The sequence below is a fragment of the Desulfobulbaceae bacterium genome (genome assembly GCA_015231515.1).
Taxonomy (GTDB): domain Bacteria; phylum Desulfobacterota; class Desulfobulbia; order Desulfobulbales; family VMSU01; genus JADGBM01.
In genome coordinates, this window is record JADGBM010000015.1 from 1 (window position 1) to 24,886 (window position 24,886).

Here is a 24,886-nt window from a genome sequence, read left to right on the forward strand (position 1 = left end):
TTGGCTCTGTGCATAATGGGCCAGCCAGCCAGGTGGCGATCCAGCATAACTGCACCGGCGCCAATATTACTACGAGCGGTGCTGATTATTCATTTGAGCAGGCATTAATGAGTGCGGAACTTCTAGCTGACAGTCGTGACGAATCGATCTTCGTAATTGGCGCCGATGAAGGGCACCCTCAGTTCTCTCATCTTTTCGACCAATCGATTAATGCGAATACACCTCTGGTTGATGGCGGCGCCGGTTTTTGCCTGACCAGAAACGCTAGCGGGAATGGCGTTACAATTTGCACCTCCTTTTATAAAAATTCAAAAAGTACTGCTGTCTTTGAAGCTCTGCTTGAAGCCCTTGGTGGCGCCAACCAGCTGGCAGCTGATTATGGAGTGCTGATGGTCGGTATACCAGCGGCTTTCCGCAAAGAGGGTGATCGGCAGCTGGCCCAGTTCATGGAGCTTTCAGGATTTACAGGGCCGGTTATTGACTATAGGCAGCTAACCGGTGAATTTGCTTCTGCGTCTGCCGTTGCGGCAGTTATGGCGTTGGAGTTTTTAGAAAAGGGGGCGCTGCCAAAAGAGCTTGCTGGCGGCAGCCAAAGGTCATTTGAACAAAAAGGGGTTCTCGTTTTAGGTTTTGGTCAATTTATCACCGCAATGGAGTTACATGCTCCATGAATATTTTATTGATCTCACCGAATACACTTACGGTTCCCTATCCTGTTTACCCTATAGGCCTGGACTATGTGGCTGGCTCAGTATCTAAAGCCCACCAAGTGCGAATCGCTGATATGAATGTTGAAACCTACGAGTCGCTTGGCCGGATTCTTAAGGAATTTGCCCCTGACATTATTGGGGTTTCCTGCCGTAATATTGATAACACCGATGCCGGCGATTCACTGTTTTGTGTTAACGAATATCGTGATGTTATTGCCTGGCTCAGGAGACATTCCAATGCTTGTATCGTCTGCGGCGGCAGCGGCTTCACAATTTTGCCGGAGTCGGTTTTCGATAAATTAGGGGCTGACTATGGCGTCATTGGCGAAGGAGAACGCTTTGGCCTGCTGGTTGAGGCCTTAAGTGAGGGTAGAAATGTAACTGAAATTCCAGGCATCATTTCGAAATTCTCTTCAAGTTCGACCCCTCAACCCTGGTCGGGCGTTTTGAACAGGGATTTCAGAACAGACTCTGCCCATAATCAGTTTTACATGAAAAGAGGTGGGGTGTTTAACCTGCAGACCAAACGGGGCTGCACATTTAATTGCATCTACTGCCCCTATCCTCACATTGAGGGAAGACGGCATCGCTTGAGTGAGCCCGGCGCGGTCGCAGAAACGGCAATTTCTCTCCAGAAAGCCGGAGCTAAATACCTTTTTATTACCGATTCAGCCTTTAATTCAGATCTTGAGCACAGTCTCGCTGTGGCCAAAGCGTTTAAAAGCGCCGGACTATCAACTCCCTGGGGAGCGTTTTTTGCTCCTATCAAACACCCTGAAAACTATTTCAGGACAATGGCCGAGGCGGGCTTAACCCATGTAGAATTTGGCACTGAATCACTCTCTGATTTAATGCTGACTTCTTACCACAAACCTTTCCGGGCAAATGATGTCTTTAAGGCCCATAATGAGGCTGTTGAGGCAGGCTTGCATGTTGCCCATTACTTTTTACTAGGTGGTCCGGGAGAATCTGCGGCTACGGTTAACGATTGCCTGGATAAAATAGAAGGGCTTAACAAAACAGTTTTATTTTTCTTTCTTGGTATCAGAATTTATCCCCACACTCAACTATACGATATTGCCTTGGCAGAAGGGAAAATCTCCAGCAGCATGGAGATGTTGGAGCCGGTTTTTTATGCACCAGATGCCATCAGTCTTGATGAAATTAATGAGCTTGTGCAACAAAGAGCAGGCCAGCGGATAAACTGGATATTTGGTTCCGGCGGCACTGAAAGCTCAGCCGTAGTTTCCAGAATGCATGAAAAAGGGTATGTTGGGCCCCTGTGGGAGTACTTGGTACGATAAGCGAGTTGCTGCCGACATCAAGGAAGTGCCTCACAGGCCGATTCCTCGAAGGACTGGCAGGCTTGCTTGATATGGGGTACGAAGCGACGCGTGACAATTCTGGAGGTTGCAGGTTGACACCTCTTGGGCCTGGCCTCGCCACTGTGTTCTTCATATCGAATATCCAGTTTTCTCCGGGTTTTGTTGAAATATTTTTTATTTATTGGTAAGTTCGCACGGCCTTCTTCTAATGAAATGCCAGTGTTTATGCGGATTGTAGTCAAAGAGACGGATGGATGGGCGCTTTTCATAGGAAGGTACAATTTTTATGTGGTATACGCTTGTTGAAGTTAAACAATCTGCTGAACTTGAAATATCGGCCAAAGTAAAAATCGAAGCTGATTCTCCGTGGTTTGCCGGGCATTTCCCAGAGGCGCCAATCTTGCCGGGGATAGCTCAGTTGGGAATGGTTTCTGATCTTATTTCCAAATTCAGCAAAAATGATTTATATATACGAAGTTTGAGCAGGGTTAAGTTTAAAAAACTGTGCAAACCTGAAGATTTACTAAGTATTCATGCTCTTCCCGGGAAGGCTGCAAATAGTTACTCTTTCCGCATAGAGGTCAGTGAAGAAGAAGTATGCTCCGGTGTACTAATGCTTGAAAATAAGGAGAAATAAAGACCGCGATGCAAAACGATATTAGCCAAACTACCATTCGTATTGCCCAGATACTTATCAATGAGTTAAAACTTGATGATGTCACCCCGGAGACCTTCGACCCTGATCTTGATTTGGTCGATGAAGTTGGGGTCGACAGCATGGATCTTGCCACAGTTGCCCTGGTACTTCGAGATGAGTACGGCATTAGAATTGATGAGGATGATTATCCAAAACTGACTACCGTGCGGATTATTGCCGAATACATTACCAACAAGTTACGCAGTGACGATTAAGTGAACTCCTCGGTTACAGGAAAAAAAGAGTATAAATTTTCCGAAATAATTGCTGATCCGGTCATCAAGGAAAGATTTGAAAAGGTGAGGAAGTATTTCTTCCTGCGCGAATCCACCTATGATATGACCCACCGCTGTAATGTTCGTTGTGAGGGGTGCTATTATTTTGCCGGAGAAAAGCAGTTTGCCGAAGAAAATCTGGATGAAAATAGTTGGCAGACTCTGCTGGAAGCAGAGAAAGAAAGAGGCATAACCTTTGTGGTGCTTGCCGGTGCCGAGCCCTCGCTTGTCCCCCAGTTATGTGAAGTCTGTTATCGCACAATTCCATTAGGTGCTATTGCCACCAATGGTTTGATCCATATTCCTCTCCATATTGATTATAAAATCCATATCTCCGTTTGGGGTAATGACCAGACCAGCCTTGAAATCCGCAAAGCCAAAGATATGTTGGCCAGGCAGATCGTCAATTACCAAGATGATCCACGAGCAATATTTGTTTACACGTTTACCCCGGTTAATATTGATCAGGCCCGGGAGGTAACTGCTCTGCTGGCCCAAAACGGTCATAAAATTACCTTTAATATGTTTTCTGCTCCAGAGGGTTACCAAGGGCATCTTCGCCATGACCCAGACACTTTGGCCAGAACTCGCCAAACCATGACTGAGTTATTGCTACAGTATCCTGAAACGGTGGTATATTCCCATTACAATATAGTGGCCCATACTGACCCGAAAGGTCTGCATGCCCTTTATTCGTGCTCTTATCCCCGCCGGAATCCTCTCTCTGATATCGGTCTTGGCCGCTCGTTCAGGCAATACAGGACAGATCTTCAATGGGACAGGGAGGCGGCCTGTTGTGTTCCCGATACGGATTGTGACGATTGTCGGCATTATGCAGCCGGTAGTGCCGTGGTAACCGCCAGGATGTATCGGCATGCCTCTGATCCTGAGAGTTTTAAGGCCTGGCTCGATTATGTCGACACCTATTTGGCCGTTTGGGTGAAGGATTACACAAAGGGCCAAAATCTTTGTGATAGGTTCATTGCCCCCCCTTCTGCTGAAGCTTAAGAGTAATTAATCATAGATCTACAACCCAAAACAATACCTGATATGAAAACTGTAAGTTCTTTGTTGGATGAACATTGGTACGAACGTTATAAGAAGATCTCGAAACTCAATATCCGCAGTTCGATATATGATGTAACGGATCGCTGTAATCTTCGCTGTAAAGGGTGTTTTTTCTTCTCTTCGGATGAGCACAAAGCTGCCTCAGAAGAAAAAGATATCACAAAATGGGATGCTTTTGTTGAGAATGAGATGGCCAGAGGCGTCAACCTTGCCATCCTGATCGGAGGGGAGCCGACTCTGTGCCTGGACAGAATCGAGGCCTTTTACAAACGGCTGCCAACCTTTTGTGCCACCAACGGTTTGATTAAGGTCCCCAGGGAGCGATTCCCTGACATGATGGTCGGGATCTCTTTATGGGGTGACGCAGAAGACGAAGTGTTTCTGAGAGGAAAAGATACCTTTACGATTTCCAGTGCCAATTATGCTGGAGATCCCTACACCTATTATCTCTATACCATCTCCCCCAAGCAGATTGGCAAGATTGAGCGAAATATCAAAAAAGTTGCCGATGTCGGTCTGAAAGTTCATATGCAGCTGTTGTCTAATGATGAGGGGTTTGACGGATTTTCCTGGCAACCGGAGCAGCTTGTCGCTATCCGGGCTGAAATGGATGATATGCTTGATAAATATCCCAAGACTGTCATCTCTTCAAAATACTATCACGAGATTATTACCACCGGCCAAATGCTGGGCCGCCCCTTTGGCTGGAATGAGTGCCCATCGGTGACCGATACTTTGGATAAGCGTGAGCCAAGACCAAAACGCTTAACTAATTTTATTCGTTGGGCCTCTGATCTTAAAACTATGCATCGCTGCTGCACCTCCGAGACCCGTGACTGTTCTACCTGTAAAGATGGCGCCGCCCATATGAGTTGGGTAATGGTCAATAAACGGGATCATATCCGCACCACCAAGGATCTGCAGAACTGGATAGAGGTGTATGAAATGTTTGCAAAACTCTACCAATTTATCCCCTGGTAGGGGCCATATGGGCCTGAAAAAAGCTGTCATTCTCGGGTATGATGCGATCTCTCCTCTGGGCAGCGATCTCGAGAGCCAGTGGCAGAAGGCCCTTGACGGCGAGAGTGGCATTGGACCTTTGAGCCGCTTTGCGACGGGTGATGATTTTCCCGTCCATATTGCCGGGCAGGTTCCGGATATCGACGATGAACCCTACCCTTTCCTCTCTGCAAGGCACCAGGCCTCCTGGAGCTCTCCTGTTTTTAAATATTCTATGCTGTCGGTGACCCGGGCTCTCTGCCGAAGTAAAATTGAGATAACGCCTGATCTTTCTCCCAGAGTTGCGGTTACCTATAGCTCTGCCATTGGCGGGGTGGATGCGGTACTCAAGGCCGACCGGCGACTGATGGCAGAGAATAAACTGCCTCATCCGTACACGAATCCCAATGCCTGCATCAATATGGTTGGCGGCAAGATTGCCATTCAGACCAAGGCCCGAGGGCCGATAACTTCTACTATTACCGCTTGTGCCACGGGCCTGTCATCAATGGTTATCGGAGCCATGTTTTTAGCTCAGGGCAGAGCTGATGTGGCTATCTGCGGAGCGGTTGATTTTGCCCTGGTTGAACCGATTGTGGCCGGCTTTGCCACCATGAACGGCTGCTATAATCCCCAAAAAGGTCAGGAGAATGAGGCCCCGGACAAGGCCAGTCGGCCATTTTCAAAAAACCGTCGTGGCTTTGTGCTCTCAGAAGGGGCTGGGGCGGTGATACTCGCCACTAAAGAGTTTGCCCAGGCCCATGGTCTAGAATATGCCATTGAACTTGCCGGTTGGGGCATGACTTCAGATGCCCATCATTTTGTTGCCCCATATTTTGAGACAGTAAGGCAATGTATGGCTGATGCGATACACGATGCCGGAATTACCAGGCAGGATATTGATGCGGTCAATGCCCATGCCGCCTCCACCAGAGTTGGCGACAAGGTCGAATATGACGCTCTGCTGGATCTTTTCGATGGTGCGCTGCCGCCGATCTCTGCCAATAAGTCATTGATTGGCCATGCCATGGGGGCCTCCAGTGTGATTGAGTCCATTTTTGCTATGCATGGTATGCAGCATGATTGGTTGCTGCCGACCATCAACTACACACCTGACCCTGAAATGGTCCTGGATTGCGTCTCAGAGGGCAAACGGCAGCTTACCCAGGAGTTTGTTCTCAAAAATGCCTTTGGCTTTGGCGGCTGTAACTGCTGCGCTGTTTTCCGTAGGGTTTAATAAGGCAGACACTACCTATGAAAGCACCCAGAAATAGACGTGTATTTGTTATCGGTTACGGGGCCGCCACCCCCTTAGGGAACAGTTTTGCCAAAACATGGCAGGGGGCGGTCGAGGGGCGGGCCGGTTTCAAGAAAATAACAAAATGCGAAGTTACGACCAGAAGTAATATTGTCGGCCAAATTCCAGACTGGAATCCTGCCGATCTTGACTTTGTCAACCGCAAAGAGGCGGCAGTCTGGGATGCTGATTATGTTTTTCTGACCATGCAGGTCTGCCGTGAGGCTCTGGTAAATGCCGGTTTGGAAATGAACGCCGAAACCGGACCCAGAACCGCATGCCTGATAGGTTCAGCCTTAAACGGCACGGATTCATATCGAATTGCTATGGATAACTATGTGAATCGAGGTCCCTTGAAGGTCAGCCCCTACCTCCTGCCGAATTTATGCGCCAATTTACCGGCTGGCAAGGCTGGGATGCTGCTGGGCTTTAGCGGCCCGATTTTTTCGCCCCAGGGAGCTTGTGCCTCTGCTAATCACGCAATCGGCATCGGGGCCAGGATGATCAGGGACGGGGATTGTGACTTTGTTCTTGCCGGTGGTGCTGAGACCTGTCTGGTGCCCGAGATTATTCAGGGTTTTGCCAACATGCAGGCAACTATTAAAGTAGGGCCCAAGGATCGGGCTTTTGGAGATCCGACTTTGGCATCACGGCCTTTCAGTATTGATCGGAAAGGATTTGTACTCTCGGAAGGTGCCGGTGTTGTCGTGCTGGCCGCAGAAGAGATGGTTCAATCATTAGGTCTTGAGGCAAAGGCTGAGGTCATGGGCATTGGCTGGACATCTGATGCCTTACATTTTACCAGACCTAATCCTCAAACTATTATCCGGGCGATATCTCAAGCAATCGACGATGCAGAGATTAGTCCGGCAGAGATTGGTTCCATCAATGCCCACGGCACCTCGACGCCAACAGGCGATAGTACCGAGATTGAATGTTTGCGAACAATATTTGGTGCAAAGCTGTCTACGATTCCTGTTACCGCTAATAAATCCCAGATTGGTCATACCTTAGGCGCCTCCGCCGCCATAGAAGCCGCGCTCAGTATCGAGGCAATGGGCAAGGGCTTGGTGCTGCCCACTGTAAACCATATAGCCGATCCTGCATTTGATGATGTTGATGTCGTTCCAAATATTGCCCGAAAACATACCTATGAATTTTTTCTTTCCAATGCCTTTGGTTTTGGTGGAACAAACTGCTGTGTTGTGTTTAAGGGTATTTGAACATCATTCGTCGTATTAAAAGCGATACCACCGCCCTATTAACTGCAATACCTTTGGAGTAGAAAATTGAGACCAAAACCTTTTATTCCTGAATTTTTGGATCAAGATAAACCTTTTGTCCGGGATAAAAATAGCGGCAGGGTCTGGCACCAATGTGAACTGCGTACCCTTTATGTGGATACTGATCGTTCCCAGGTTGTTTATCATGCCAATTATCTCAGGTATTTTGAGTTTGGCAGGGCCTCTTTAATGCGCTATACGGCCTATCCGTATCGGGAAATTGAAGAGAGCGGTTATATCTATCCGATCATAAAAATTGAGGTCAATTACTATACCCCGTTATTCTACGATGACCTGATGCTTATCCATACCAGTCCAGCCGCCCTGGAACTGGTCAAGTTGCAGTTTGACTACGTTATAACCAACCAGCAAACAGGTGAGATAATCTGTACCGGATTTACTAAACATTGCGCCGTAAACACTTCCGGGACTCCCGTTGAAATTGATGACAAAACACGTGAGCTATGGCAGAGGTTTCCGAAATAACTGTCCTTTCTCGGTTGCCGGTTACCATCGAGATTCAACCTTGGTTTCGGGATCATTGTTTTGCCGGCAAGATGATTCTGCCGGCGGTGGAGACTCTGGCCGTTCTAGCAAACGAAGTTACCAAGTTCAGGCCTGATATTGAGATCAGCAAAATGTATGAGGCACATTTTGCTAAATTTCTTGAAATTGGCCCGGCTGACCATGAGCTTGAGGTCATGGTCGAAATTGCTGAACATGACCTTGGTCAGATCACTGCAAAATTACTAAGCAAATTCCATAAAAAGGCAATTTCCCGGATCGTTGAACATGGCCGAGTGACATTTTCCTCGCACAGAGCAGATCTGACTCCTCAAGCAGATCCAACTCGATTTACCCTTCCACAATCGGCCTTTAAACTGTCCTCCCAGCAGGTTTACCGGGAACTTGTTCCTTTTGGTAAGGCCTATCAAAATATTATCGGTGATATGTATCTCTTTGAACAGGGGGCCTGGGCCAGATTGATGGCACCTGCTTTGCCGTCAACTGCACTCGGTGGCGGTTTAGGTTCCCCCTTTCCTCTCGATGCTGCCTTTCATGCCGCCTGTGTCTGGGGCCAGCGTTACGCCGGATTTATCCCCTTTCCGGTAGGTTTTTCCAGCCGGACAATCAGCGAGTTTACCGAACCCGGGGCTACATATGAAACCAGAGTTATCCCGATTGAAGTTAAAGCGGATGAACTGATTTTTGACCTGTGGATTTATACTTCTCAAGGTGAGTTATTTGAGACCGTCTGTGGTATTAAGATGCGCGATGTCAGTGGAGGCCGCCTGAAACCGCCTACCTGGATTAAGTGTAGTCAAAATGCGATTCTGTAATTTGTAACTCTATAGAAATTCTCATTTCGCAGGGTGCTAATAAATTGCACATCTCTTCAACTAATTGTAGAACCAATAAAATAAGCTAGGTGAATGCCTGTTCCATAGCTGTTTTTAGGATTCGATTAACCAATGATAGACACCCTAAAAAACAAATCAGCACAATGTCATATTTACGTATTTCATGCACGGCAGAGTGTCGTGGAAGAAGCGCTCCGCGACACCCTCCTGCCCAAATTGATGAACAGGGAGGTGCGGGTGGCGTTATGACATACGATGCCGACATTTACAATCGCCGGTTCCCTGTAGGGGCAGGCCCCCGTACCTGCCCTGATGGCGATGGGCAACCACATGGGGTTGCCCCTACGGCGGGTATCGAAGGTGAAAGCATGACGAATTCAGATCTCCCGGGAAAAGTTCAGAACTTTGTTATCTTCAAAACCGCAGACGCCAAAGCAACCCAGACCTTTTTCAAATTGGTGCAGAGCAAATTACACTATGCAGTTCATCGTCATACCGCGGCAGAATTAATTGTCGCAAGAGCGGATGCAGAGAATAAGAACATGGGATTGACAACCTGGGATGGATCGCCGGACAAGAAATTAAATGGTAGGACTGCTGTTAACTAAAAAGGAGGCTAAAATGAAACGTTCTAAATATCAATTCGCTCTATTGGTTCTTATGTTTGTCAGTTTTTTACCCTGGCATGTAATCGCAGCCGAAACGATGGTGGAGTTTGCACCGGGTGAAGAAAAGCTGCTGATTGCAAGCGTTGGCGAAGATGGGGTGCAGCACGTCGAACTTATTGGCGGCGGGTATTACTTCGACCCGAACCATATCGTGGTGAAGGTCGATAAGCCTGTTGAACTTCTCGTACGAAAGGCCAGCGGTTTTGTACCACACAATATCATTGTTAAGGCCCCGGAAGCCGGCATCGATTTCAATGTTAATCTGGAGGATAAATTCTTGCCGATCAACTTCACTCCCACCAAAACTGGTAAGTATACGATCTACTGTGATAAATCGTTATTATGGTTTGAAGATCATCAGGGAAAAGGCATGGAAGGGATAATCGAAGTAGTGGAATAAACAAAAGGTGTGTGTTATGGAATTCCGGAAATATCCTCAAATATCCGGCCCATCTATCAGTTGGGGGCGTTATCGTTTCCCTCATCCTGGCTACCTCCTTAGTGTCCCGAAAGATCACCGGCACTCAAGCAAGCTCCTTTCGTCAGGTTCATTTCTTCCTGGGGCTCGCTATCCTTTCGTTTTATCTGCTGCAAGTATTGCTCGGCCTCGGTGTTTTGCTCTGATGGAAGTAAATGCATGGGACTACTGCCGATTAATCAGCTAATCAGCGCGTGGGACGATAAATAAAAAGACAGTTTGGGCGGAATGGTTTATTTTTGCAAATCTATGTCGGCCTGTTGTCCATTACCCAATGCCAAAAGCCTTTCCACTGATACCCTGGTCAGCCAACGGCAAAATATCAGCGTGTAGGTTCCGCCGGAGAGATACATTCCAAATATAAAAACAAGATGGGATAGTCCGTAGGTCAGCGGGCCGCCAATCACTACAACCAGTGGTTCATTAAGATGGATCGACAGGACGCCGAGGCCTGCCACGGCCGGCCAGCCGAGCACAAAACTCAGGCAGATAATAAATACTCCGCTAATTGTCAACAGAGACGGCTTTTCTTTGAAGGCGCTGAGGTCGGCCTGTTCTTCAATAGCCAGACGGACAAAATCTGCTTGGGAAATTTCGACAATGTACCTTTTGACCAGATCGATAATTTTTTTCATAGTTAACCACCATTTTAACAACATAATCATGGATTGTCACTGTGTGCTCTTTAGATAGCTGGTCATTTTTTGATAAAATCTACTGTATTTCAATAGATGATCGTACCGATAGACGGGTTGAGGCAAAAAGGCAGTTTGCCAGCGTCGGTTTGCTGGGTCGGGTCGAATTTGTGGTCGTTAAAAAACATGCTGCCTCACCTGAGCAAGGGTGCTATCAGTCGCATATTGCTTGTTTGCAAAGTGCACTTGCTGCTGGTGCCGAGCATATCCTGATATTTGAAGATGATATTATCTTTAAGGGTTTCAAAGATTCAACGCTTCAAGAGGTATCTTGTTTTCTGAGGGAAAATCCAAATTGGAATATCCTGTTTTTGGGCGGTATTGTGCGCCGGAGCTCAAAAACAACCAGCAAATCAGTGGTAAAAATTACCTACCAGTGCCTGTCACATGCCTACGCCATTACCCGGCAGTTTGCAGAAAGAGTGGTTGCAAAGCCTTGGCAGGGAGTTCCCTATGATGCTTTTTTGGCTCAGCTTAACCAAAATTTCTATGCGGTTTACCCTTCATTTTCCTTTCAAAGCAACTCTCCAACTGATAATAAGTTTTTTATTGATACACTGAGGCGGCTGTTGGGCGGCTTATATTTCATTCAAAAGGCAAATGAGCTATTTCAACGCTATAAGACGCCGATAATTATTGGTCATATCTTGGCGCTGGCCGCCTTGGTGTTTTTTATATTCAGACAGTTTCAGTAAGGGTTTTTTCTTAAATGATCAATTTTCGTCTCTTAATTAAAATTGTCGTATTGTTTGGCGCCCTTGCCGCATTTGGTTTTATGCGGCTGGATGTCGAAACCGATGTGGTTCGCTCTCTGCCTACAAGTAACAAGGTAATTGCCGATGCCCTTGATATCTTCACCAATCACCCAATTCATGATCAGATAGCAGTTGATATCGGGCTTGATACGGATGATCCCGAAACCCTGCTGGCCTGTGCTGAGTTTGTCGAGAATAAATTTGTTGAAAGCGGCCTGTTTGCCCAAGTGGGCATGTCAGAAATGGGCAACCTGATCCCTGAGCTGGCATTGCAGGTGGTGAATAATCTGCCGTTTCTGTTTTCGGCAAGTGAGTTGCGCGACTCTGTTGCCCCGCGTTTAACTGCCCTTGAGATTAGCAGGAAGGTTACAGGTATATTCTCCGATCTGAGCAGCATGGACGGCATTGGACAAACTGAGTTTATTGCCGCCGATCCTCTCGGCCTGAAGGATCTGATACTGGCCAAAATGGCTATGCTTGCACCATCAGGCAACGCCCGTATGTCTAATGGCAAACTTTTTTCCGCCGATGGCCGCCATCTGCTGGTCACCGCCCGGCCCGTAATGACAGGTTCTAATACCGCGTCTGCCAGAAAAATTGAGCAGCTGATATCTGACCTTGCCGGCCAATTGACTGACAGGTTTGCAGGCAAGGGGTATACTGTTACACTGACCCCGGCAGGCTCATATCGAGCCGCCCTGGACAATGAACGTATTATTAGAAGCGATGTAAATCGTGCCATTCTTCTTGCCACCATAGGAATTGCCCTGTTACTGCTGCTGGCCTTTCCCAGGCCGTTGATTGGCCTGTTAGCACTGGTTCCTGCTTTGGCTGGCACCGCCGCCGCCTTTTTTGTCTATTCTTTTTTTCACTCTTCTATATCAATAATGGTTCTGGGGTTTGGCGGGGCCATTATTTCAATTACTGTCGACCATGGTATCGCCTATCTGCTCTTTTTAGATTGCCCCCATGAGACCAAAGGCAAAGAGGCGGCCAGGGAGGTGTGGGCGGTGGGGCTAATGGCCGTTCTGACAACCATCGGCGCCTTTACTGTTCTCTGTTTCAGCGGCTTTCCTGTTTTTGTCGAGCTTGGCCAGTTTACCGCCCTTGGTGTTTTGTTCTCTTTTTTGTTTGTGCACCTGGTCTTCCCCCAAATATTTCCCGCCCTGCCTCCTGGCAGCAGTCGGGCCTTGCCCTTACAAAAAGTTGTGGATAACTTTTTTAACTTTGGAAAAACAGGGGCGGTTGTCGCAGCGCTTTTTGCTGTTGTGATGGTCTTTTATGCAAAGCCTGAATTTAATACAGATTTACATACCATGAATACCGTGAGTCGGGATACTCTGGCTGCAGACCGCCAGTTTGCTAAGGTCTGGGGTGATATTGCCAGTAAAAGTTATCTGATGATTTCTGCGCCCTCCATTGACGAAATACGACAAATTGATGACGCGCTGCTTGCTACCATTGAAGGTGATATCCAAGCCGACTTGCTGGCCGGGGCCTTTGTGCCGGCCATGATATTTCCAGGGGAAAAGAGGCGTAAGGAAAATTTTGCGGCCTGGAGATCCTTTTGGACCGACAATACGATCAGCGCGGTGAAGCACTCCCTGACCGACTCATCCATGACCTTAGGGTTTGCGGTTAATGCCTTTTCGCCTTTTTTTGATTCTCTTGATACCACCAGCTATCAACCTGAGAGTCCAATTCCGTCTCGTTTTTATAATCTTCTAGGGATCTCCGAGGTCAAGGATCAGACGACATTGGTCCAGTTTATAACGATTACCCCCGGCGAACAGTATAAGGCGGATGCTTTTTTAGAAAAATACAGTCGTTACGGGAAAATATTTGAACCACAATATTTTTCTAAAAAGTTAGGGGATCTTCTTTTCTCAACATTTACCAGGATGTTTTTGATACTGGCGGCAACTGTAACGGTTCTTCTGTTCTTGGTCTTTTTGAGCTGGCGGCTTACCTTAATTACTCTGGCGCCGGTTGCATTTGCCTACGTATCTACGTTGGGAACGTTAAAGATTTTAGGGCATCCCTTGGATATCCCCGGCCTCATGTTATCAATAATTATTTTAGGGATGGGAATTGATTATTCAATTTTTATTGTCAGGGCCCATCAGCGATATAGATCAACCGGGCATTCATCCTATAAGCTTGTGCGGATGGCCGTTTTCATGGCCTCTGCCTCAACGCTTCTTGGTTTTGGGGGGCTGGTTTCTGCTGAGCACTCTCTGTTGAACAGCGCCGGTCTGACCTCATTACTTGGTATCGGTTATTCGCTGATCGGTGCTTTTGTGCTGCTGCCGCCTCTGCTCAAAGCGCAGTTCTCTAAGCACGAGTATCCTTTAGCCCTAGACTCCGCAGATCTGCCCCGTCGTGTTCGCAGAAGATATGCGCAGGTTGAAGCCTATCCGCGCCTGTTTGCGCGCTTTAAGTTGAGACTTGACCCGCTATTTGTTGATCTTACGGCCAAGCTTGCCGCATGTCACGATGTCAGGACTATTGTCGATATTGGCTGTGGCTATGGAGTTCCGGCGGCATGGTGTCTCGAACAGTTTAAAAATGCCAGGGTTTTTGGCATTGAGCCTGATCCTGAAAGGGTGCGGATTGCCTCCTTAATAACCGGAGACAGAGGTGTTATCAAACAGGGATGGGCACCGGAAATGCCCGATCTCTCGGATCCAGCTGATATTGTTTTAATGCTTGATATGATGCACTATTTAGATGATAAAACCATCAGCGCAGTTTTCACTAACTGTTTTCACATCATCAGAGATGGTGGTGTGCTGGCGGCCAGATATGTAATTGTTCCTGAGGGGAAACCCTCCCTGGTCTGGCGTTTTGAAGAGTTGAAAATTAAATTGTCCGGCCTGACCGCTCATTATCGACCTGCAAAAAAGATAAGCGCCTTGTTGATTGATGCCGGGTTTTCCGTTGAATCCAATAACATATCTGCAGTCAATGATGAATTGTATTGGTTTGTGGCCCGGGTTAACAAGAAATCATGATCTCTGAAACAAACCCCAAGGCCCCCTGGTCTCTAGCCGAAAAGATTGGCCTTGCGACAATTATCTTCTCAGCTTTGGTTTTTGCGGCTGCTCCGCAACTGGCAATACTATCTCTGGCATTTTTTCTAATCCTCTGTGCCGTTTCCCCTTTTTTACACAGGTTTAGTTTTTTTCTGCCGGTTATCAGTCATGGCCAAAGCGGGGTGAGTGGAGTTGCCATTACCTTTGATGATGGCCCTTCTCCGGCATCGACACCGGATTTATTGAAGCTTCTCGCCAAATACAACCTTAAAGCCACTTTTTTTGTGATTGGTGAAAAAGCGGCGGCTTACCCGCAGTTGATTCGAGATATTTTAACGCAGGGTCATTCAGTAGCGAACCACTCATACAGGCATGATAGCCTGCTAATGTTTAAGAGTTATCGTGACCTGAAAAATGATATCCAAACCACCCAGTCGATTCTTGAGGGCATAGGGGTTCGGCCCCATCTTTTTCGTTCTCCGGCTGGAATTACCAATCCACGATTAAAAGCAGTTTTGGCCGAAATCGGCCTGACTATGGTCAATTTCAGTTGTCGAATTTTTGATTATGGCAATAAGCGCATCGATGGACTGGCAGCCAAAGTTTTGGCCCGAATTCGCCCTGGAGATATTTTGATGCTGCATGATACCTGCCCTGATCAGAATGAGCGTAAAAATTATTGGCTCACCGAGATAGACCGTTTATTCGCTGACTTGCAGAAAAAAAATACCATTCTACCATTAGAAGATGTTATTAAGATGCCTGTCATGAGCCTTTTACCCAATAACGACACTCAATATGTTCAAACGGTATCATCGCGATGAATTGCAGAAAGACGAAACGAGTATTGGTCTTGTATTATTCGCAAAGCGGTCAGCTGAAAAACGTACTGGAGACCATGCTTGCACCGCTGGAGCGCTGCAATGAAATCCTCTGTGATTTTCGAGAAATCAAACCGCAGAAGGCCTATCCGTATCCCTGGTCTTTTTATAAGTTCTTCAATGTCTTTCCGGAATCTGTGTATCTGGACGGCTGTGAGGTGCAAGAGGTCGAGAGTCAGGATGAGTATGATCTGATTATCCTGGGCTACACGGTCTGGTTTCTGTCTCCTTCGATCCCGGTAACTGGGTTTTTGAAAAGTGACCAGGCCAGGAGGTTGTTTGCCAAAACGCCTGTGGTGACGGTTATCTCTTGCCGGGATATGTGGTTGATTGCCCAGGAAAAAATGAAATCGCTTTTGACTGATCTTGATGCCCGCTTGCTGGATAACGTTGTGTTTACCGACCAGGGCAAATCACTCTATACCTTTGTAACCACGCCGCGCTGGATGCTGACCGGCCAAAAAGACGCCTTTTGGTTCTTTCCAAAAGCTGGTGTTTGCCAAAAGGTTATCGTGAACTCATCACGTTTTGGTAATCGTCTATGCGCCGCTCTCAAAGAAGATGGGGAACAAGGAGCTGCTCCGCTGCTTGCCGGGCTAGGGGCAGTAAATGTGAATGGCAAGTTAATTGCCACGGAGCGCATTGCGCATCGAAGTTTTTTGATCTGGAGCAAGCTGATAAAAAAAGCTGGTGCGCCAAACTCCTGGCAACGTAATGTGGTCATTACCATATACGCTGTTTTTCTCTTAACCTTGGTGCTGACAGTTGTCCCGCTGAATATGCTGGTCCGTAAAAGTATCTATCCCTTTAGAAAACGGGCCCTTGATGAAACAGTTATTTATTATGAACAACCATCAGGGAAATAGTTAATTGACCTTATCACAGGTTTACATTACCAATATTACCGCATTCTTACCGAATGCACCTGTTTCGAATGAATCGATGGAACCGATTCTTGGACAGATCGGTAGAAGGGCATCACGCTGTCGTAAGTTGATTCTGCGGAGTAATCAGATACAATCGAGGCATTATGCGATTGACCCTGAAACCGGGAAGGCGACTCATAGTAATGCCCAACTGGCAGCCGAAGCAATCCGTAAATTCAGCAGCCAGGGCCGGGATATAAACACCATTGAGCTTCTGGCCTGCGGCACGACTCTTCCAGACCAGTTGCTGCCAAACCACGCCTTAATGGTCCACGGTGAACTTGGTGGACCACCTTGTGAGGCCATTGCCACTGCCGGGATCTGTCTCTCTGGGGTTATGGCACTAAAATACGGTTATATGGCAATTCGCGCCAGGCTGCATACCGATGCCGTTGCCACTGGTTCAGAAAATGCGTCTTCAATAATGCGGGGACACAATTTTACTGAGGAGGTCGAGTTGAACGCCGAACAGCTCAAGAAGCTGTCGGAGATATCCTTTGAGAAAGATTTTTTACGCTGGATGTTAAGTGATGGCGCCGGAGCAGTCTGGATGAGTGATACGGCCAATTCCCACGGCAACTCCCTGCGGATTGACTGGATCTATCAAAAATCATACGCCGCCGAACTTGATACCTGCATGTACGCCGGCGCCGAAAAACTTGCGGATGGTTCTCTGAAGGGTTGGCGCCAGTATTTACCCAATGAATGGCTGCAGCATTCCATCTTTTCAGTTAAGCAGGATGTTAAGCTGCTCAACGAAAAAATTATCGAATATACGGTAACCAAGCCCCTTGTAGAGCTTATTGCCCAGGACAAAATTGTGGCTGAGGAAGTAGACTGGTTTCTACCGCATTACTCTTCGGGCTACTTTAAAGACAAAGTATATGCGGGTACGAAGTCTGCGGGCTGCGATATTCCTCAGGAGAAATGGTTCACTAATCTAACGAGTAAAGGAAACACTGGTTCAGCATCTATCTTCATCATCCTCGAAGAACTTTTCAACTCGAACCGCCTAAAAAAAGGCGAGACCTTGCTGCTCTACATTCCTGAAAGCGGGCGCTTTTCCACGGCCTTCATGCGCTTGACTGTGGTCTAGATAGAAATGGAGCACGGCAAAGTCCCCCAGCATAATATCTCAACATACGCTAATAATAAAAAAGCGATGTATGCCACCGATGAAAGCGGCAAGTACTGCGTTGTCGCCTCGTCCGGCTGGGAAGTTGAAGAGGCGGTGACTAAACAGGCCTTAAGCGAACTGAAACGGCTGGCCTGTGATGCTCATCGCCAGGTCTGTTCCGGAGAAGTTTCACCGTTATATTTCCACATGTACGACCGCCGCATGGATATACAGGTTCTGTCCGAATCCACCGGAATTTACAAATGGCGCATTAAAAGACATTTTAAGCCGGCAGTGTTTACCCAGCTATCCGTGAAAATTCGTCGGCGATACGCTGAGGCGCTGGGTCTATCTGTTGAGGAACTTGGCAGAGTGCCTGAAAGAGTGAATAGAAGTGAAGAGTAAAGCTTTCGAACATGCCCATTTTGCCCACTGTGAAAGTGGGGTTATGTCGCTGATGATGCGCCACTATGGGTTGCCGCTCTCTGAGGCGATGGTTTTTGGCCTGTCTGGGGCGCTGATGTTTGCTTACCTGCCCTTTGTAAAACTTGGCGGCATGCCGCTCGTCGCTTATCGCAGTTTACCCAAATCGATTATCAAGGGATTGCAGAAAAATCTTGGTATCAGGATGAAGATGCAGACCTTTTCTCAACCCCAAAAAGGCAGTGAGGCCTTAGATGAGCTCTTGGCCCACGGTGAGATTGTTGGCGCTCAGACTTCGGTCTTCTGGCTGCCGTACTTTCCGGAAGAGATGCGCTTTCACTTTAATGCCCATAACCTGATCATCTATGGCAAAGAGAATGGCGACTATTTAATCAGCGATCCGGTTTTTGAAGCGCCGGTGCGCTGCGAAGCAAGCGCCCTGCAAAAGGCGCGTTTTGTTAAAGGGGTGATGGCGCCTAAAGGATTGCTTTATTATCCGGAAAAAATCCCCGCCACTGTTGATTATGCGACCATTATTCCAAAAGTTATCAGGAAGAGTGCCAAACGCATGCTCAAGACTCCGGTGCCCATTGCCGGGATCAGCGGCATTCGAGCTTTGGCCAGAAAAATTGGCAAACTGGCCAAGGAAGACCGCCGTTATGCAAAACTCTTTTTAGGCCACATTGTTCGGATGCAGGAAGAGATCGGGACAGGGGGGGCCGGGTTTCGTTTTATCTATGCCTCCTTTTTACAGGAAGCGGGCAGTCTCCTTGACAGTAAAGTGCTTGATGAAGCCTCGGAAATGATGACCAGTGCCGGGGATCAGTGGCGCGAATTCGCCCTAATGTCTGTTAAGGCGATCCGCAGCAAAAAAAGCCAGGAGATTGATTTTTTCTCTTTAAGAATGAAGCTCGAAAGTGTTGCCGATGCCGAAGCGGCTGTGTATCGAAAACTATTAGCAGACAAGCTGGTTTAAGCTATGATTGCCATCAAAAACCTTGTGAAGCGTTATGATGATCATTGTGCTTTGGATCATCTTGATATGAGCATTGGCAAGGGCTGTATCTTTGGCCTGCTTGGCCCTAATGGCGCTGGTAAAACAACACTTATTTCGATTCTCAATGGCTTAACCAGCTTTCAGGAAGGGACGGTTGAAATTTTCGGCATGCCCCTGCCTGAAAAAATCCACGAAATTCGCCAGCGCAGCTCTTTTATTCCCCAGTCCCTTGCCCTTTATGACAAGCTGAGCGTGATGGAGAATTTACAGTTTTTTGCCGGAATTCAGCCGCTCAGCGTCAGTAAGCGTCGTGACAATATTGATTTTGCCGTTTCAGTCAATCGGCTCAACGCCTTCCTTGATCAAAGTGCCGCGACTCTCTCGGGGGGCCAGCAACGCCGCCTTAATCTTGCCATTGGTCTTCTTAATAATCCCGAAATTCTCTATTTAGATGAACCGACGGTCGGAATTGATCCTGAATCACGCAATGATATCCTTGAGACGATTAAGACATTTAAAGAGTATGGCAAAACCGTAGTTTATACCTCACATTACATGCTGGAAATCGAAAAAATCTGTGACGAAGTCGTAATCCTCGATCGCGGCCGAATCGTTCAACAGGGTAACCTCAAAACAATGCTGCAGGAAGAAGGAACCGATTCTGTTATTATTGAACTGGCATGTTCCAGTGAGGATGCGCTTTATGCGCTGGCCCAAAAAGACGCCAGCCTCCAGGTGATAGATGCCACGACACTGATGCTGCCTACACAAGAAGCCTGCAAGATTGCCGATATTCTTGCCGTTTTGCAGGCAAACAATATTGCAGTAAAACATATCAATTTTGGTGCAGCAAATCTCGAAGCTCTTTTTATCCGTCAGACCAGACAGGGATCTCATGTTTAAGGCGATGTTGATCAAAGAGTTTATTCTGGTCCTGCGTGACAAGCATGCCCTGGCAGCGCTCTTTATTATGCCGGCAATTTTCATTTTGATTATGTCCATGGCCCTCAAAGACAGCTTCAACAGTGATCGGGCCCTGTTACGTTATGCCTTAATTGATCATGACAATACTGCCGCGAGTGCCAAAGTTCGAGCTCTTCTAAGTGGTGCTCCTGCCATGGCCGAACATGAGGTGGAAATTACCAGCCCAAGGCAAAAACAGCAGGCCTTGAACGAAACGCTGCATTTCGTGTTGACTATGCCAGCCGGTTTTGCCGCTGCTCTTGTTCAACAGCAGGAAGGCGCCCCACTATTTCAACTCGACATCGCAGCTGACGTGAAACAAGAGATGCTTGTTCTTTTTAAAGCCAGATTAGCCATGGTCATCATGCAGCTTCGAGTCGACAAGCTGCAAGAGGAACTTGCCCCCTTTTTGCCTGAGTCTGCCCGGAAGCTCACCGCGATAGATAGTGATCTTGAGGCATTGGTGGATGTCCGCTTCAATGCCATGGCCGCTGAGAAAAAACCAACCTCCACCCAGCAAAGTGTTCCGTCGTGGATTGTTTTCGGGATGTTTTTTGTGGTCATTCCCATGTCGACAATCTTTATCAATGAGCGCAAGCAGAATACCCTGATGCGGATCAGGGCCATGAATATATCTGTGCCGGTGCTGTTTGCGGGGAAAATTGCACCTTATCTAATCATCAACCAGATTCAGGTCTGGCTGATGATTGCCGTGGGGATTTTTTTCGTCCCTCTTTTGGGTGGTGAGGCCTTGGTGCTCGGCAATTCCATAAGCGGTTTATTTATGGTTTCACTGGGGCTTAGCCTTGCGGCCATAGGCACCTCCGTGCTGATTGCGGTGTTGGCTGCTACCGTCGAACAGGCCACCACCGTTGGCGGTATTGTCAATATTTTACTGGGGGCGATTGGCGGTATTATGGTGCCCAAATTTGTGATGCCGCCTGCGATGCAGGCCTTTGCCAACGTCTCTCCTATGTCATGGGGCCTGGAAGGGTTTCTTGATATTTTCTTGCGTGGCCTCGGAGTGGAAGCAGTACTGACTGAATCATTGGCCTTAGCAGGTTTTGGTGTCGGATTACTCCTTGTCGCCGGGGTGATTTTTAAAGCATCTGATGGTAAGAAAACATGAAGGGTTCTTTAGATGAGGCGTTAAAAATGCGCCTGAAGACAATGATCATAGCAGAGTGTGAGAAAGAGCACATCACCGCTGCCGAGGTGGCTGATGACGTGCTGCTGTTTTCTGATGCCAGCGGCCTTGATCTCGATTCGCTCGATGCGCTGCAGATTTCGGTGGCCTTACAGAATCAGTTCGGCATTCGCATACCAGACAGTAAGGCGTTCCGCCGCCAGGTGACAACGATCAACGCCCTTGCCGACTTTATCCAGCCGGATTAATACGATAATGATAACAATACTCGGTGGTGAACTGCTCTGCGCACTGGGGCCAGAAGCCCAAAAAATAGAGGCCTTGCGTACCGGAAAAGTAAACGTCGGCTCAATGAGTGTCATGGTCGGCAACGACAAGCTAACCTACCCTTATTACCGAATTGATGAAACACCCTGCCCCTGCCCCGCCTCCGTTGTTGATGGTTATCTTGACCGGGTTGTCAGCTCTTTATTAAACAAGCTCAATCTTGCGCCTCATGATCTGACCAACGTTGGACTGTTTCTAGGTTCGTCGTCCATTGATTATTCTCTGGGCAGGGCCATTGAACAAAGTGTTGTCAACACGTCCAGAGCCTCCTTGCAGCGGAAGCATGTTGGCGGTGGCAATTTTGCTGCCAGGCTTATGGAACGTTTTGCCCTGGAAGGACCATCTTTAACCTACAACACCGCTTGCACCTCAAGTGCCAATGCCTTGATGGAAGCCGCTTCCCTATTAACAGGCGGTATTATTGACTATGCTCTGGTTCTTGGCCTGGAGCTCGCCTCTGCCACTACTCTTGAAGGGTTTATTGCCATGCAATTGCTCTCCAGGGAAAAGATCCGGCCTTTTGATCAGCGGCGCAGCGGGATGGTGCTGGGAGAAGCGGTGGGGGCTGTTTTACTGAGCCGGGATGACATACAGCCATCTTTGTGGCAGTATCGTGGTGGTGCAAGTAACTGTGAGACGTTCAGTGTGACAGGGGCAAATCCAGATGGCTCAGGTCTCGCCAAGGTGATTTACGACGCACTTGAAGATGCCGGGATCTTGCCTGAGAAATTAACCGCTGTCAAAGCGCATGGCACAGCGGGTGAATTGACCGATCTGGTAGAGTTGCGCGCTATGGAGCAGGCCTTTGCCGCACTTCCGCCCTATTTTTCTTTAAAACCCTATATTGGCCATACTTTGGGGGGCTGCGGGATTGCGGAGCTTTTGCTGACCATGGAGTGCGTCGATGCCGGATTCATCCCCCCAACGATTAATTTTGAGACACTCGATAGTGGGTTTGACAGCGGGCCGACTTACAAGGAAATGCCGGTGAAGACAGGATATTTTATGCTGAACTATTTTGGTTTTGGCGGCAACAATACCTCATTTATCGTCGAGAAAGTTGGGCAATGATCCATATAAATGCCATTGGCATCCATAACACTACTCCGGATAAACAACAGCCTGATCTCCTGCGAGAACTCAAATCTGTCAGCGGCAAGGTCTATCGGCGCAGCGACCACTTTATTCAACTGGCCATCCTGGGAGCCCATATGGCGGTCAACAAGTTAAGTCTATCAGATAAGACGGCCATTTACCTGACTTCGGGCCAGGGTAACATCTCGGTCTTTCAGCGATTGTGTGAGCAGCGCTGCCTCCAGAAATTTCTGCCTAAGCCTGTAGATTTCATTAATCTTCTTAGTAATTCAGCAGGATTTTATGTCGCCTGTCACCTTGGCTTACGTGGCAAAAATCTATTTTTATCGCATCTTGATTTCCCGGTTCAAATGACCCTGCTGGCGGCTCAGAATGATCTGAACCTGGGAAAGCAAAAAGCAATTTTAGTTGGTGGCGTTGATGAATGGCTTGCAGATCAGGAGCTTTCCAGAAAACTACTTGGGGTAGATGCCACAAAAACTCTGGGAGAAGGAAGTAATTGGCTGTTAATCAGTGCGGAAGCCAAGGGTGGGCTCGGCACCTTTGATATGGCAAGCAAAGGCCTTGATATCAACAAACTGCATGAACGTGTGGCCTCCGCAGCGGCAGGAACCTATCTGGCTTTTTCGACGCGTTTTTCAGATGAGGAGGCGGCAGCGATTATGGCGATAAATGGCGGTTGCAGACGATTTGATTATGAGGGGTCATGCGGCTATTATGAGACCTTGCCTCTTTATGCGCTCAACAGCTTTCTTACTACCAAAGAAGGTCGGTTGATTCATCTCGATGTCAAAAATGGCCGCTATATGCTCATGACTGTAGACAACACCAAATCGTAGATTTTTTAATTATGAACAATCAATCCTCTTTTCCTGAAAAAGTCCTGATTATTGGTTCCGGTATTGGTGGCTTAAGCGCGGCAATTATTTTAGCAAAACTTGGCGCTGAGGTTACTGTCCTGGAAAAAAATCAAAAACCGGGCGGCTTGATGCGCAGTTACCGGCGCGATGGGCTTGATTGTGAAGTCGGAGTTCATTACTTGGGGTCGTTGGCACCGGGCCAGATCCTGCGGAAATTTTTTGATTATTTAGGGGTTACCGACTTAATTCCAGTGACGAGAATGGGGCAGGAGGGCATTATTGATCGGTATATCTTTAACTCCTCCGGTCAGAATCCGACACTATTTGATTTACCTGAGGGAATGGATGCCTTCGAAGATAATCTCAAACAGTCCTTTCCGGCCGAAGCAAACAAGATCAGCAGAATAGTTGAACCGATTCGCCAGGCGGCCAGACAGCTCCATGCGCTTGATTTACTCTATGCAACGCAAAGCGATTTTTCCTTGCTCGATCAGGCCCAGCCTCTTGGGGAAATTTTAGACGACCTGCAATGCTCACCTGGCCTGCGAACCGTTCTGGCTGTGCCATCTTGCTGGATAGGGGTGCCGTTGCAGGACTGCCCGGCCTACTATCATAATATGGCCCTGGCTTCCTATATCTCTTCCTCGTGGCGTTTAAATGGAAGTGGGGCGGATATGGCAGATGTTCTGGCTAGGCGTCTTCAAGAGCTGGGTGGCAAAATTATAACCGGCGCCGAAATTGACAAGATTCATGTCGCCAGCCGTGTTGTAAGCGGTCTACAATTAAAATCTGGAGAAGTTTTGACAGCCGCAACAGTTATCGGAGCGCTGCATCCGAAAATTGTCTTAAATATGTTGCCGGAAGGTGCAGTAAAACCCTCATACCGACAGCGGATCAGCAACCTGATAGATACCCACGGAATTTTTTCAGTCCATGTCAGGCTTGATGCTGATGCCCATCCGGAAATTCCATACAATATCTTTAAATTAGACACGGATCAATATGGTAACGTGCCGGATTTACGCTATTACCAAATCCGCAAATCAGCTAGGGCGGGCGTCAATCTCCTGTCAATTCTGACATCGGGGAAGGATGAATTATGGGCCCCGTGGCAGAACACTAAAAGCGGCCAGCGCGGCAGCGGCTATCTTGCAGCAAAAGATGGGCTCGCGCGGCAGCTGATTTACGAAGCGGAAGAACTGTTCGGGCCGTTACCGGGAAATAAAATTCTTGATACCTACACGCCTCTGACAATGCGGGACTGGGTCAACAGCCCCGGCGGAAGCGCTTACGGGGTGCAGCGTTCTGCCAGTCAGATGCTGGCCACCGCCTTGCTCAATCGGACATCGGTGCAAGGACTGTATCTTGTCGGTCAGAATGTGATGGCGCCGGGAATCATTGGTACTATTATGGGTTCTTTCAGTACCGTAAAACTTATCATAGGGGCAACTGAATTTAAAAAGGCGATTCAATTGTAAGCACTTTCGAATCGCCCTTATTCAGG

At 47.8% G+C, this 24,886-nt stretch carries 27 protein-coding genes; 26 read left to right on the forward strand and 1 reads right to left on the reverse strand.

Annotated features, from left to right (window positions below):
• From HQK80_04145 to HQK80_04205, 13 genes are all read left to right on the forward strand, one after another.
• Positions 1 to 671 (forward strand): hypothetical protein (locus HQK80_04145; protein MBF0221414.1); only part of this gene is annotated, 671 nt, incomplete at its 5' end.
• Positions 668 to 2,014 (forward strand): cobalamin-dependent protein, encoded by a 1,347-nt coding sequence (locus HQK80_04150; protein ID MBF0221415.1) that lies wholly within the window; start codon positions 668 to 670, stop codon positions 2,012 to 2,014. The genes HQK80_04145 and HQK80_04150, both read left to right, overlap by 4 nt.
• A gap of 307 nt (positions 2,015 to 2,321) precedes the next feature.
• The gene (locus HQK80_04155) at positions 2,322 to 2,672 is read left to right on the forward strand and encodes a hypothetical protein (protein MBF0221416.1); all 351 of its coding nucleotides are present in this window, start codon (positions 2,322 to 2,324) and stop codon (positions 2,670 to 2,672) included.
• 8 nt (positions 2,673 to 2,680) lie between these two features.
• The gene (locus tag HQK80_04160; GenBank protein MBF0221417.1) at positions 2,681 to 2,947 is read left to right on the forward strand and encodes a phosphopantetheine-binding protein; all 267 of its coding nucleotides are present in this window, start codon (positions 2,681 to 2,683) and stop codon (positions 2,945 to 2,947) included.
• Entirely contained in the window at positions 2,948 to 4,015 is a 1,068-nt protein-coding gene (locus tag HQK80_04165) for a radical SAM protein (protein MBF0221418.1), read from the forward strand.
• 42 nt (positions 4,016 to 4,057) lie between these two features.
• Entirely contained in the window at positions 4,058 to 5,056 is a 999-nt protein-coding gene (locus HQK80_04170) for a radical SAM protein (protein MBF0221419.1), read from the forward strand.
• Between the two features lie 7 nt (positions 5,057 to 5,063).
• Positions 5,064 to 6,311: a beta-ketoacyl-[acyl-carrier-protein] synthase family protein gene (locus HQK80_04175; GenBank protein ID MBF0221420.1), complete on the forward strand. Its 1,248-nt coding sequence runs from the start codon at positions 5,064 to 5,066 to the stop codon at positions 6,309 to 6,311.
• A gap of 17 nt (positions 6,312 to 6,328) precedes the next feature.
• A complete protein-coding gene (locus tag HQK80_04180; GenBank protein ID MBF0221421.1) occupies positions 6,329 to 7,594 on the forward strand; it encodes a beta-ketoacyl-[acyl-carrier-protein] synthase family protein in 1,266 nt (421 codons plus the stop codon).
• A 66-nt stretch (positions 7,595 to 7,660) separates the two neighbouring features.
• Complete coding sequence (locus HQK80_04185; GenBank protein ID MBF0221422.1) at positions 7,661 to 8,140, forward strand: acyl-CoA thioesterase; 480 nt, start codon at positions 7,661 to 7,663, stop codon at positions 8,138 to 8,140.
• Complete coding sequence (locus tag HQK80_04190) at positions 8,119 to 8,994, forward strand: polyketide synthase dehydratase domain-containing protein (GenBank protein MBF0221423.1); 876 nt, start codon at positions 8,119 to 8,121, stop codon at positions 8,992 to 8,994. The genes HQK80_04185 and HQK80_04190 overlap by 22 nt, the downstream gene beginning before the upstream one ends.
• A gap of 164 nt (positions 8,995 to 9,158) precedes the next feature.
• The gene (locus HQK80_04195; GenBank protein MBF0221424.1) at positions 9,159 to 9,623 is read left to right on the forward strand and encodes a virulence RhuM family protein; all 465 of its coding nucleotides are present in this window, start codon (positions 9,159 to 9,161) and stop codon (positions 9,621 to 9,623) included.
• A 52-nt stretch (positions 9,624 to 9,675) separates the two neighbouring features.
• Positions 9,676 to 10,083: a quinol oxidase gene (locus HQK80_04200; protein ID MBF0221425.1), complete on the forward strand. Its 408-nt coding sequence runs from the start codon at positions 9,676 to 9,678 to the stop codon at positions 10,081 to 10,083.
• 11 nt (positions 10,084 to 10,094) lie between these two features.
• Positions 10,095 to 10,307 (forward strand): hypothetical protein, encoded by a 213-nt coding sequence (locus HQK80_04205; protein MBF0221426.1) that lies wholly within the window; start codon positions 10,095 to 10,097, stop codon positions 10,305 to 10,307.
• A gap of 87 nt (positions 10,308 to 10,394) precedes the next feature.
• Here HQK80_04205 and HQK80_04210 read toward each other — a convergent pair whose 3' ends face one another.
• Positions 10,395 to 10,796 (reverse strand): hypothetical protein, encoded by a 402-nt coding sequence (locus tag HQK80_04210; protein ID MBF0221427.1) that lies wholly within the window; start codon positions 10,794 to 10,796, stop codon positions 10,395 to 10,397.
• A 41-nt stretch (positions 10,797 to 10,837) separates the two neighbouring features.
• Here HQK80_04210 and HQK80_04215 point away from each other — a divergent pair, with 41 nt between their 5' ends.
• From HQK80_04215 to HQK80_04275, 13 genes are read left to right on the forward strand one after another with little or no spacing between them, the layout of a single operon-like run.
• The gene (locus HQK80_04215) at positions 10,838 to 11,551 is read left to right on the forward strand and encodes a glycosyltransferase family 25 protein (GenBank protein ID MBF0221428.1); all 714 of its coding nucleotides are present in this window, start codon (positions 10,838 to 10,840) and stop codon (positions 11,549 to 11,551) included.
• Positions 11,552 to 11,565: 14 nt separating this feature from the next.
• Positions 11,566 to 14,625: an MMPL family transporter gene (locus tag HQK80_04220; GenBank protein ID MBF0221429.1), complete on the forward strand. Its 3,060-nt coding sequence runs from the start codon at positions 11,566 to 11,568 to the stop codon at positions 14,623 to 14,625.
• On the forward strand, positions 14,622 to 15,470 hold the full coding sequence (locus HQK80_04225; protein MBF0221430.1) for a polysaccharide deacetylase family protein: 849 nt from the start codon (positions 14,622 to 14,624) through the stop codon (positions 15,468 to 15,470). The genes HQK80_04220 and HQK80_04225 overlap by 4 nt, the downstream gene beginning before the upstream one ends.
• Positions 15,467 to 16,393, forward strand: a complete 927-nt coding sequence (locus HQK80_04230) for a dialkylresorcinol condensing enzyme (GenBank protein ID MBF0221431.1) — start codon at positions 15,467 to 15,469, stop codon at positions 16,391 to 16,393. The genes HQK80_04225 and HQK80_04230 overlap by 4 nt, the downstream gene beginning before the upstream one ends.
• Positions 16,394 to 16,397: 4 nt before the next feature.
• On the forward strand, positions 16,398 to 17,549 hold the full coding sequence (locus HQK80_04235) for a beta-ketoacyl-ACP synthase III (GenBank protein MBF0221432.1): 1,152 nt from the start codon (positions 16,398 to 16,400) through the stop codon (positions 17,547 to 17,549).
• Positions 17,550 to 17,555: 6 nt separating this feature from the next.
• On the forward strand, positions 17,556 to 17,975 hold the full coding sequence (locus HQK80_04240) for a hypothetical protein (GenBank protein ID MBF0221433.1): 420 nt from the start codon (positions 17,556 to 17,558) through the stop codon (positions 17,973 to 17,975).
• Entirely contained in the window at positions 17,965 to 18,969 is a 1,005-nt protein-coding gene (locus HQK80_04245; protein MBF0221434.1) for a BtrH N-terminal domain-containing protein, read from the forward strand. Before HQK80_04240 ends, HQK80_04245 begins: the two co-directional genes overlap by 11 nt.
• A 3-nt stretch (positions 18,970 to 18,972) precedes the next feature.
• Positions 18,973 to 19,893: an ABC transporter ATP-binding protein gene (locus tag HQK80_04250; protein MBF0221435.1), complete on the forward strand. Its 921-nt coding sequence runs from the start codon at positions 18,973 to 18,975 to the stop codon at positions 19,891 to 19,893.
• Positions 19,886 to 21,082, forward strand: coding sequence for an ABC transporter permease (locus tag HQK80_04255; protein MBF0221436.1), 1,197 nt, complete (start codon positions 19,886 to 19,888; stop codon positions 21,080 to 21,082). The genes HQK80_04250 and HQK80_04255 overlap by 8 nt, the downstream gene beginning before the upstream one ends.
• On the forward strand, positions 21,079 to 21,348 hold the full coding sequence (locus HQK80_04260; protein MBF0221437.1) for an acyl carrier protein: 270 nt from the start codon (positions 21,079 to 21,081) through the stop codon (positions 21,346 to 21,348). The genes HQK80_04255 and HQK80_04260 overlap by 4 nt, the downstream gene beginning before the upstream one ends.
• 7 nt (positions 21,349 to 21,355) lie before the next feature.
• On the forward strand, positions 21,356 to 22,498 hold the full coding sequence (locus tag HQK80_04265) for a hypothetical protein (GenBank protein ID MBF0221438.1): 1,143 nt from the start codon (positions 21,356 to 21,358) through the stop codon (positions 22,496 to 22,498).
• Complete coding sequence (locus HQK80_04270) at positions 22,495 to 23,361, forward strand: hypothetical protein (GenBank protein MBF0221439.1); 867 nt, start codon at positions 22,495 to 22,497, stop codon at positions 23,359 to 23,361. The genes HQK80_04265 and HQK80_04270 overlap by 4 nt, the downstream gene beginning before the upstream one ends.
• 11 nt (positions 23,362 to 23,372) lie before the next feature.
• Positions 23,373 to 24,860 (forward strand): NAD(P)/FAD-dependent oxidoreductase, encoded by a 1,488-nt coding sequence (locus tag HQK80_04275; GenBank protein ID MBF0221440.1) that lies wholly within the window; start codon positions 23,373 to 23,375, stop codon positions 24,858 to 24,860.
• Positions 24,861 to 24,886 lie beyond the last annotated feature (26 nt).

Bases quoted from the DNA above. Each gene is read 5' to 3' on its own strand.
- HQK80_04225 (MBF0221430.1), top strand. From the start codon at position 14,622: ATGATCTCTGAAACAAACCCCAAGGCCCCCTGGTCTCTAGCCGAAAAG.
- HQK80_04265 (MBF0221438.1), top strand. From the start codon at position 21,356: ATGATAACAATACTCGGTGGTGAACTGCTCTGCGCACTGGGGCCAGAA.
- HQK80_04210 (MBF0221427.1), bottom strand. From the start codon at position 10,796: ATGAAAAAAATTATCGATCTGGTCAAAAGGTACATTGTCGAAATTTCC.
- HQK80_04150 (MBF0221415.1), top strand. From the start codon at position 668: ATGAATATTTTATTGATCTCACCGAATACACTTACGGTTCCCTATCCT.
- HQK80_04220 (MBF0221429.1), top strand. From the start codon at position 11,566: ATGATCAATTTTCGTCTCTTAATTAAAATTGTCGTATTGTTTGGCGCC.
- HQK80_04200 (MBF0221425.1), top strand. From the start codon at position 9,676: ATGTTTGTCAGTTTTTTACCCTGGCATGTAATCGCAGCCGAAACGATG.
- HQK80_04180 (MBF0221421.1), top strand. From the start codon at position 6,329: ATGAAAGCACCCAGAAATAGACGTGTATTTGTTATCGGTTACGGGGCC.
- HQK80_04250 (MBF0221435.1), top strand. From the start codon at position 18,973: ATGATTGCCATCAAAAACCTTGTGAAGCGTTATGATGATCATTGTGCT.
- HQK80_04230 (MBF0221431.1), top strand. From the start codon at position 15,467: ATGAATTGCAGAAAGACGAAACGAGTATTGGTCTTGTATTATTCGCAA.
- HQK80_04170 (MBF0221419.1), top strand. From the start codon at position 4,058: ATGAAAACTGTAAGTTCTTTGTTGGATGAACATTGGTACGAACGTTAT.
- HQK80_04255 (MBF0221436.1), top strand. From the start codon at position 19,886: ATGTTTAAGGCGATGTTGATCAAAGAGTTTATTCTGGTCCTGCGTGAC.
- HQK80_04155 (MBF0221416.1), top strand. From the start codon at position 2,322: ATGTGGTATACGCTTGTTGAAGTTAAACAATCTGCTGAACTTGAAATA.
- HQK80_04160 (MBF0221417.1), top strand. From the start codon at position 2,681: ATGCAAAACGATATTAGCCAAACTACCATTCGTATTGCCCAGATACTT.
- HQK80_04195 (MBF0221424.1), top strand. From the start codon at position 9,159: ATGTCATATTTACGTATTTCATGCACGGCAGAGTGTCGTGGAAGAAGC.
- HQK80_04260 (MBF0221437.1), top strand. From the start codon at position 21,079: ATGAAGGGTTCTTTAGATGAGGCGTTAAAAATGCGCCTGAAGACAATG.
- HQK80_04275 (MBF0221440.1), top strand. From the start codon at position 23,373: ATGAACAATCAATCCTCTTTTCCTGAAAAAGTCCTGATTATTGGTTCC.
- HQK80_04190 (MBF0221423.1), top strand. From the start codon at position 8,119: ATGGCAGAGGTTTCCGAAATAACTGTCCTTTCTCGGTTGCCGGTTACC.
- HQK80_04240 (MBF0221433.1), top strand. From the start codon at position 17,556: ATGGAGCACGGCAAAGTCCCCCAGCATAATATCTCAACATACGCTAAT.
- HQK80_04270 (MBF0221439.1), top strand. From the start codon at position 22,495: ATGATCCATATAAATGCCATTGGCATCCATAACACTACTCCGGATAAA.
- HQK80_04175 (MBF0221420.1), top strand. From the start codon at position 5,064: ATGGGCCTGAAAAAAGCTGTCATTCTCGGGTATGATGCGATCTCTCCT.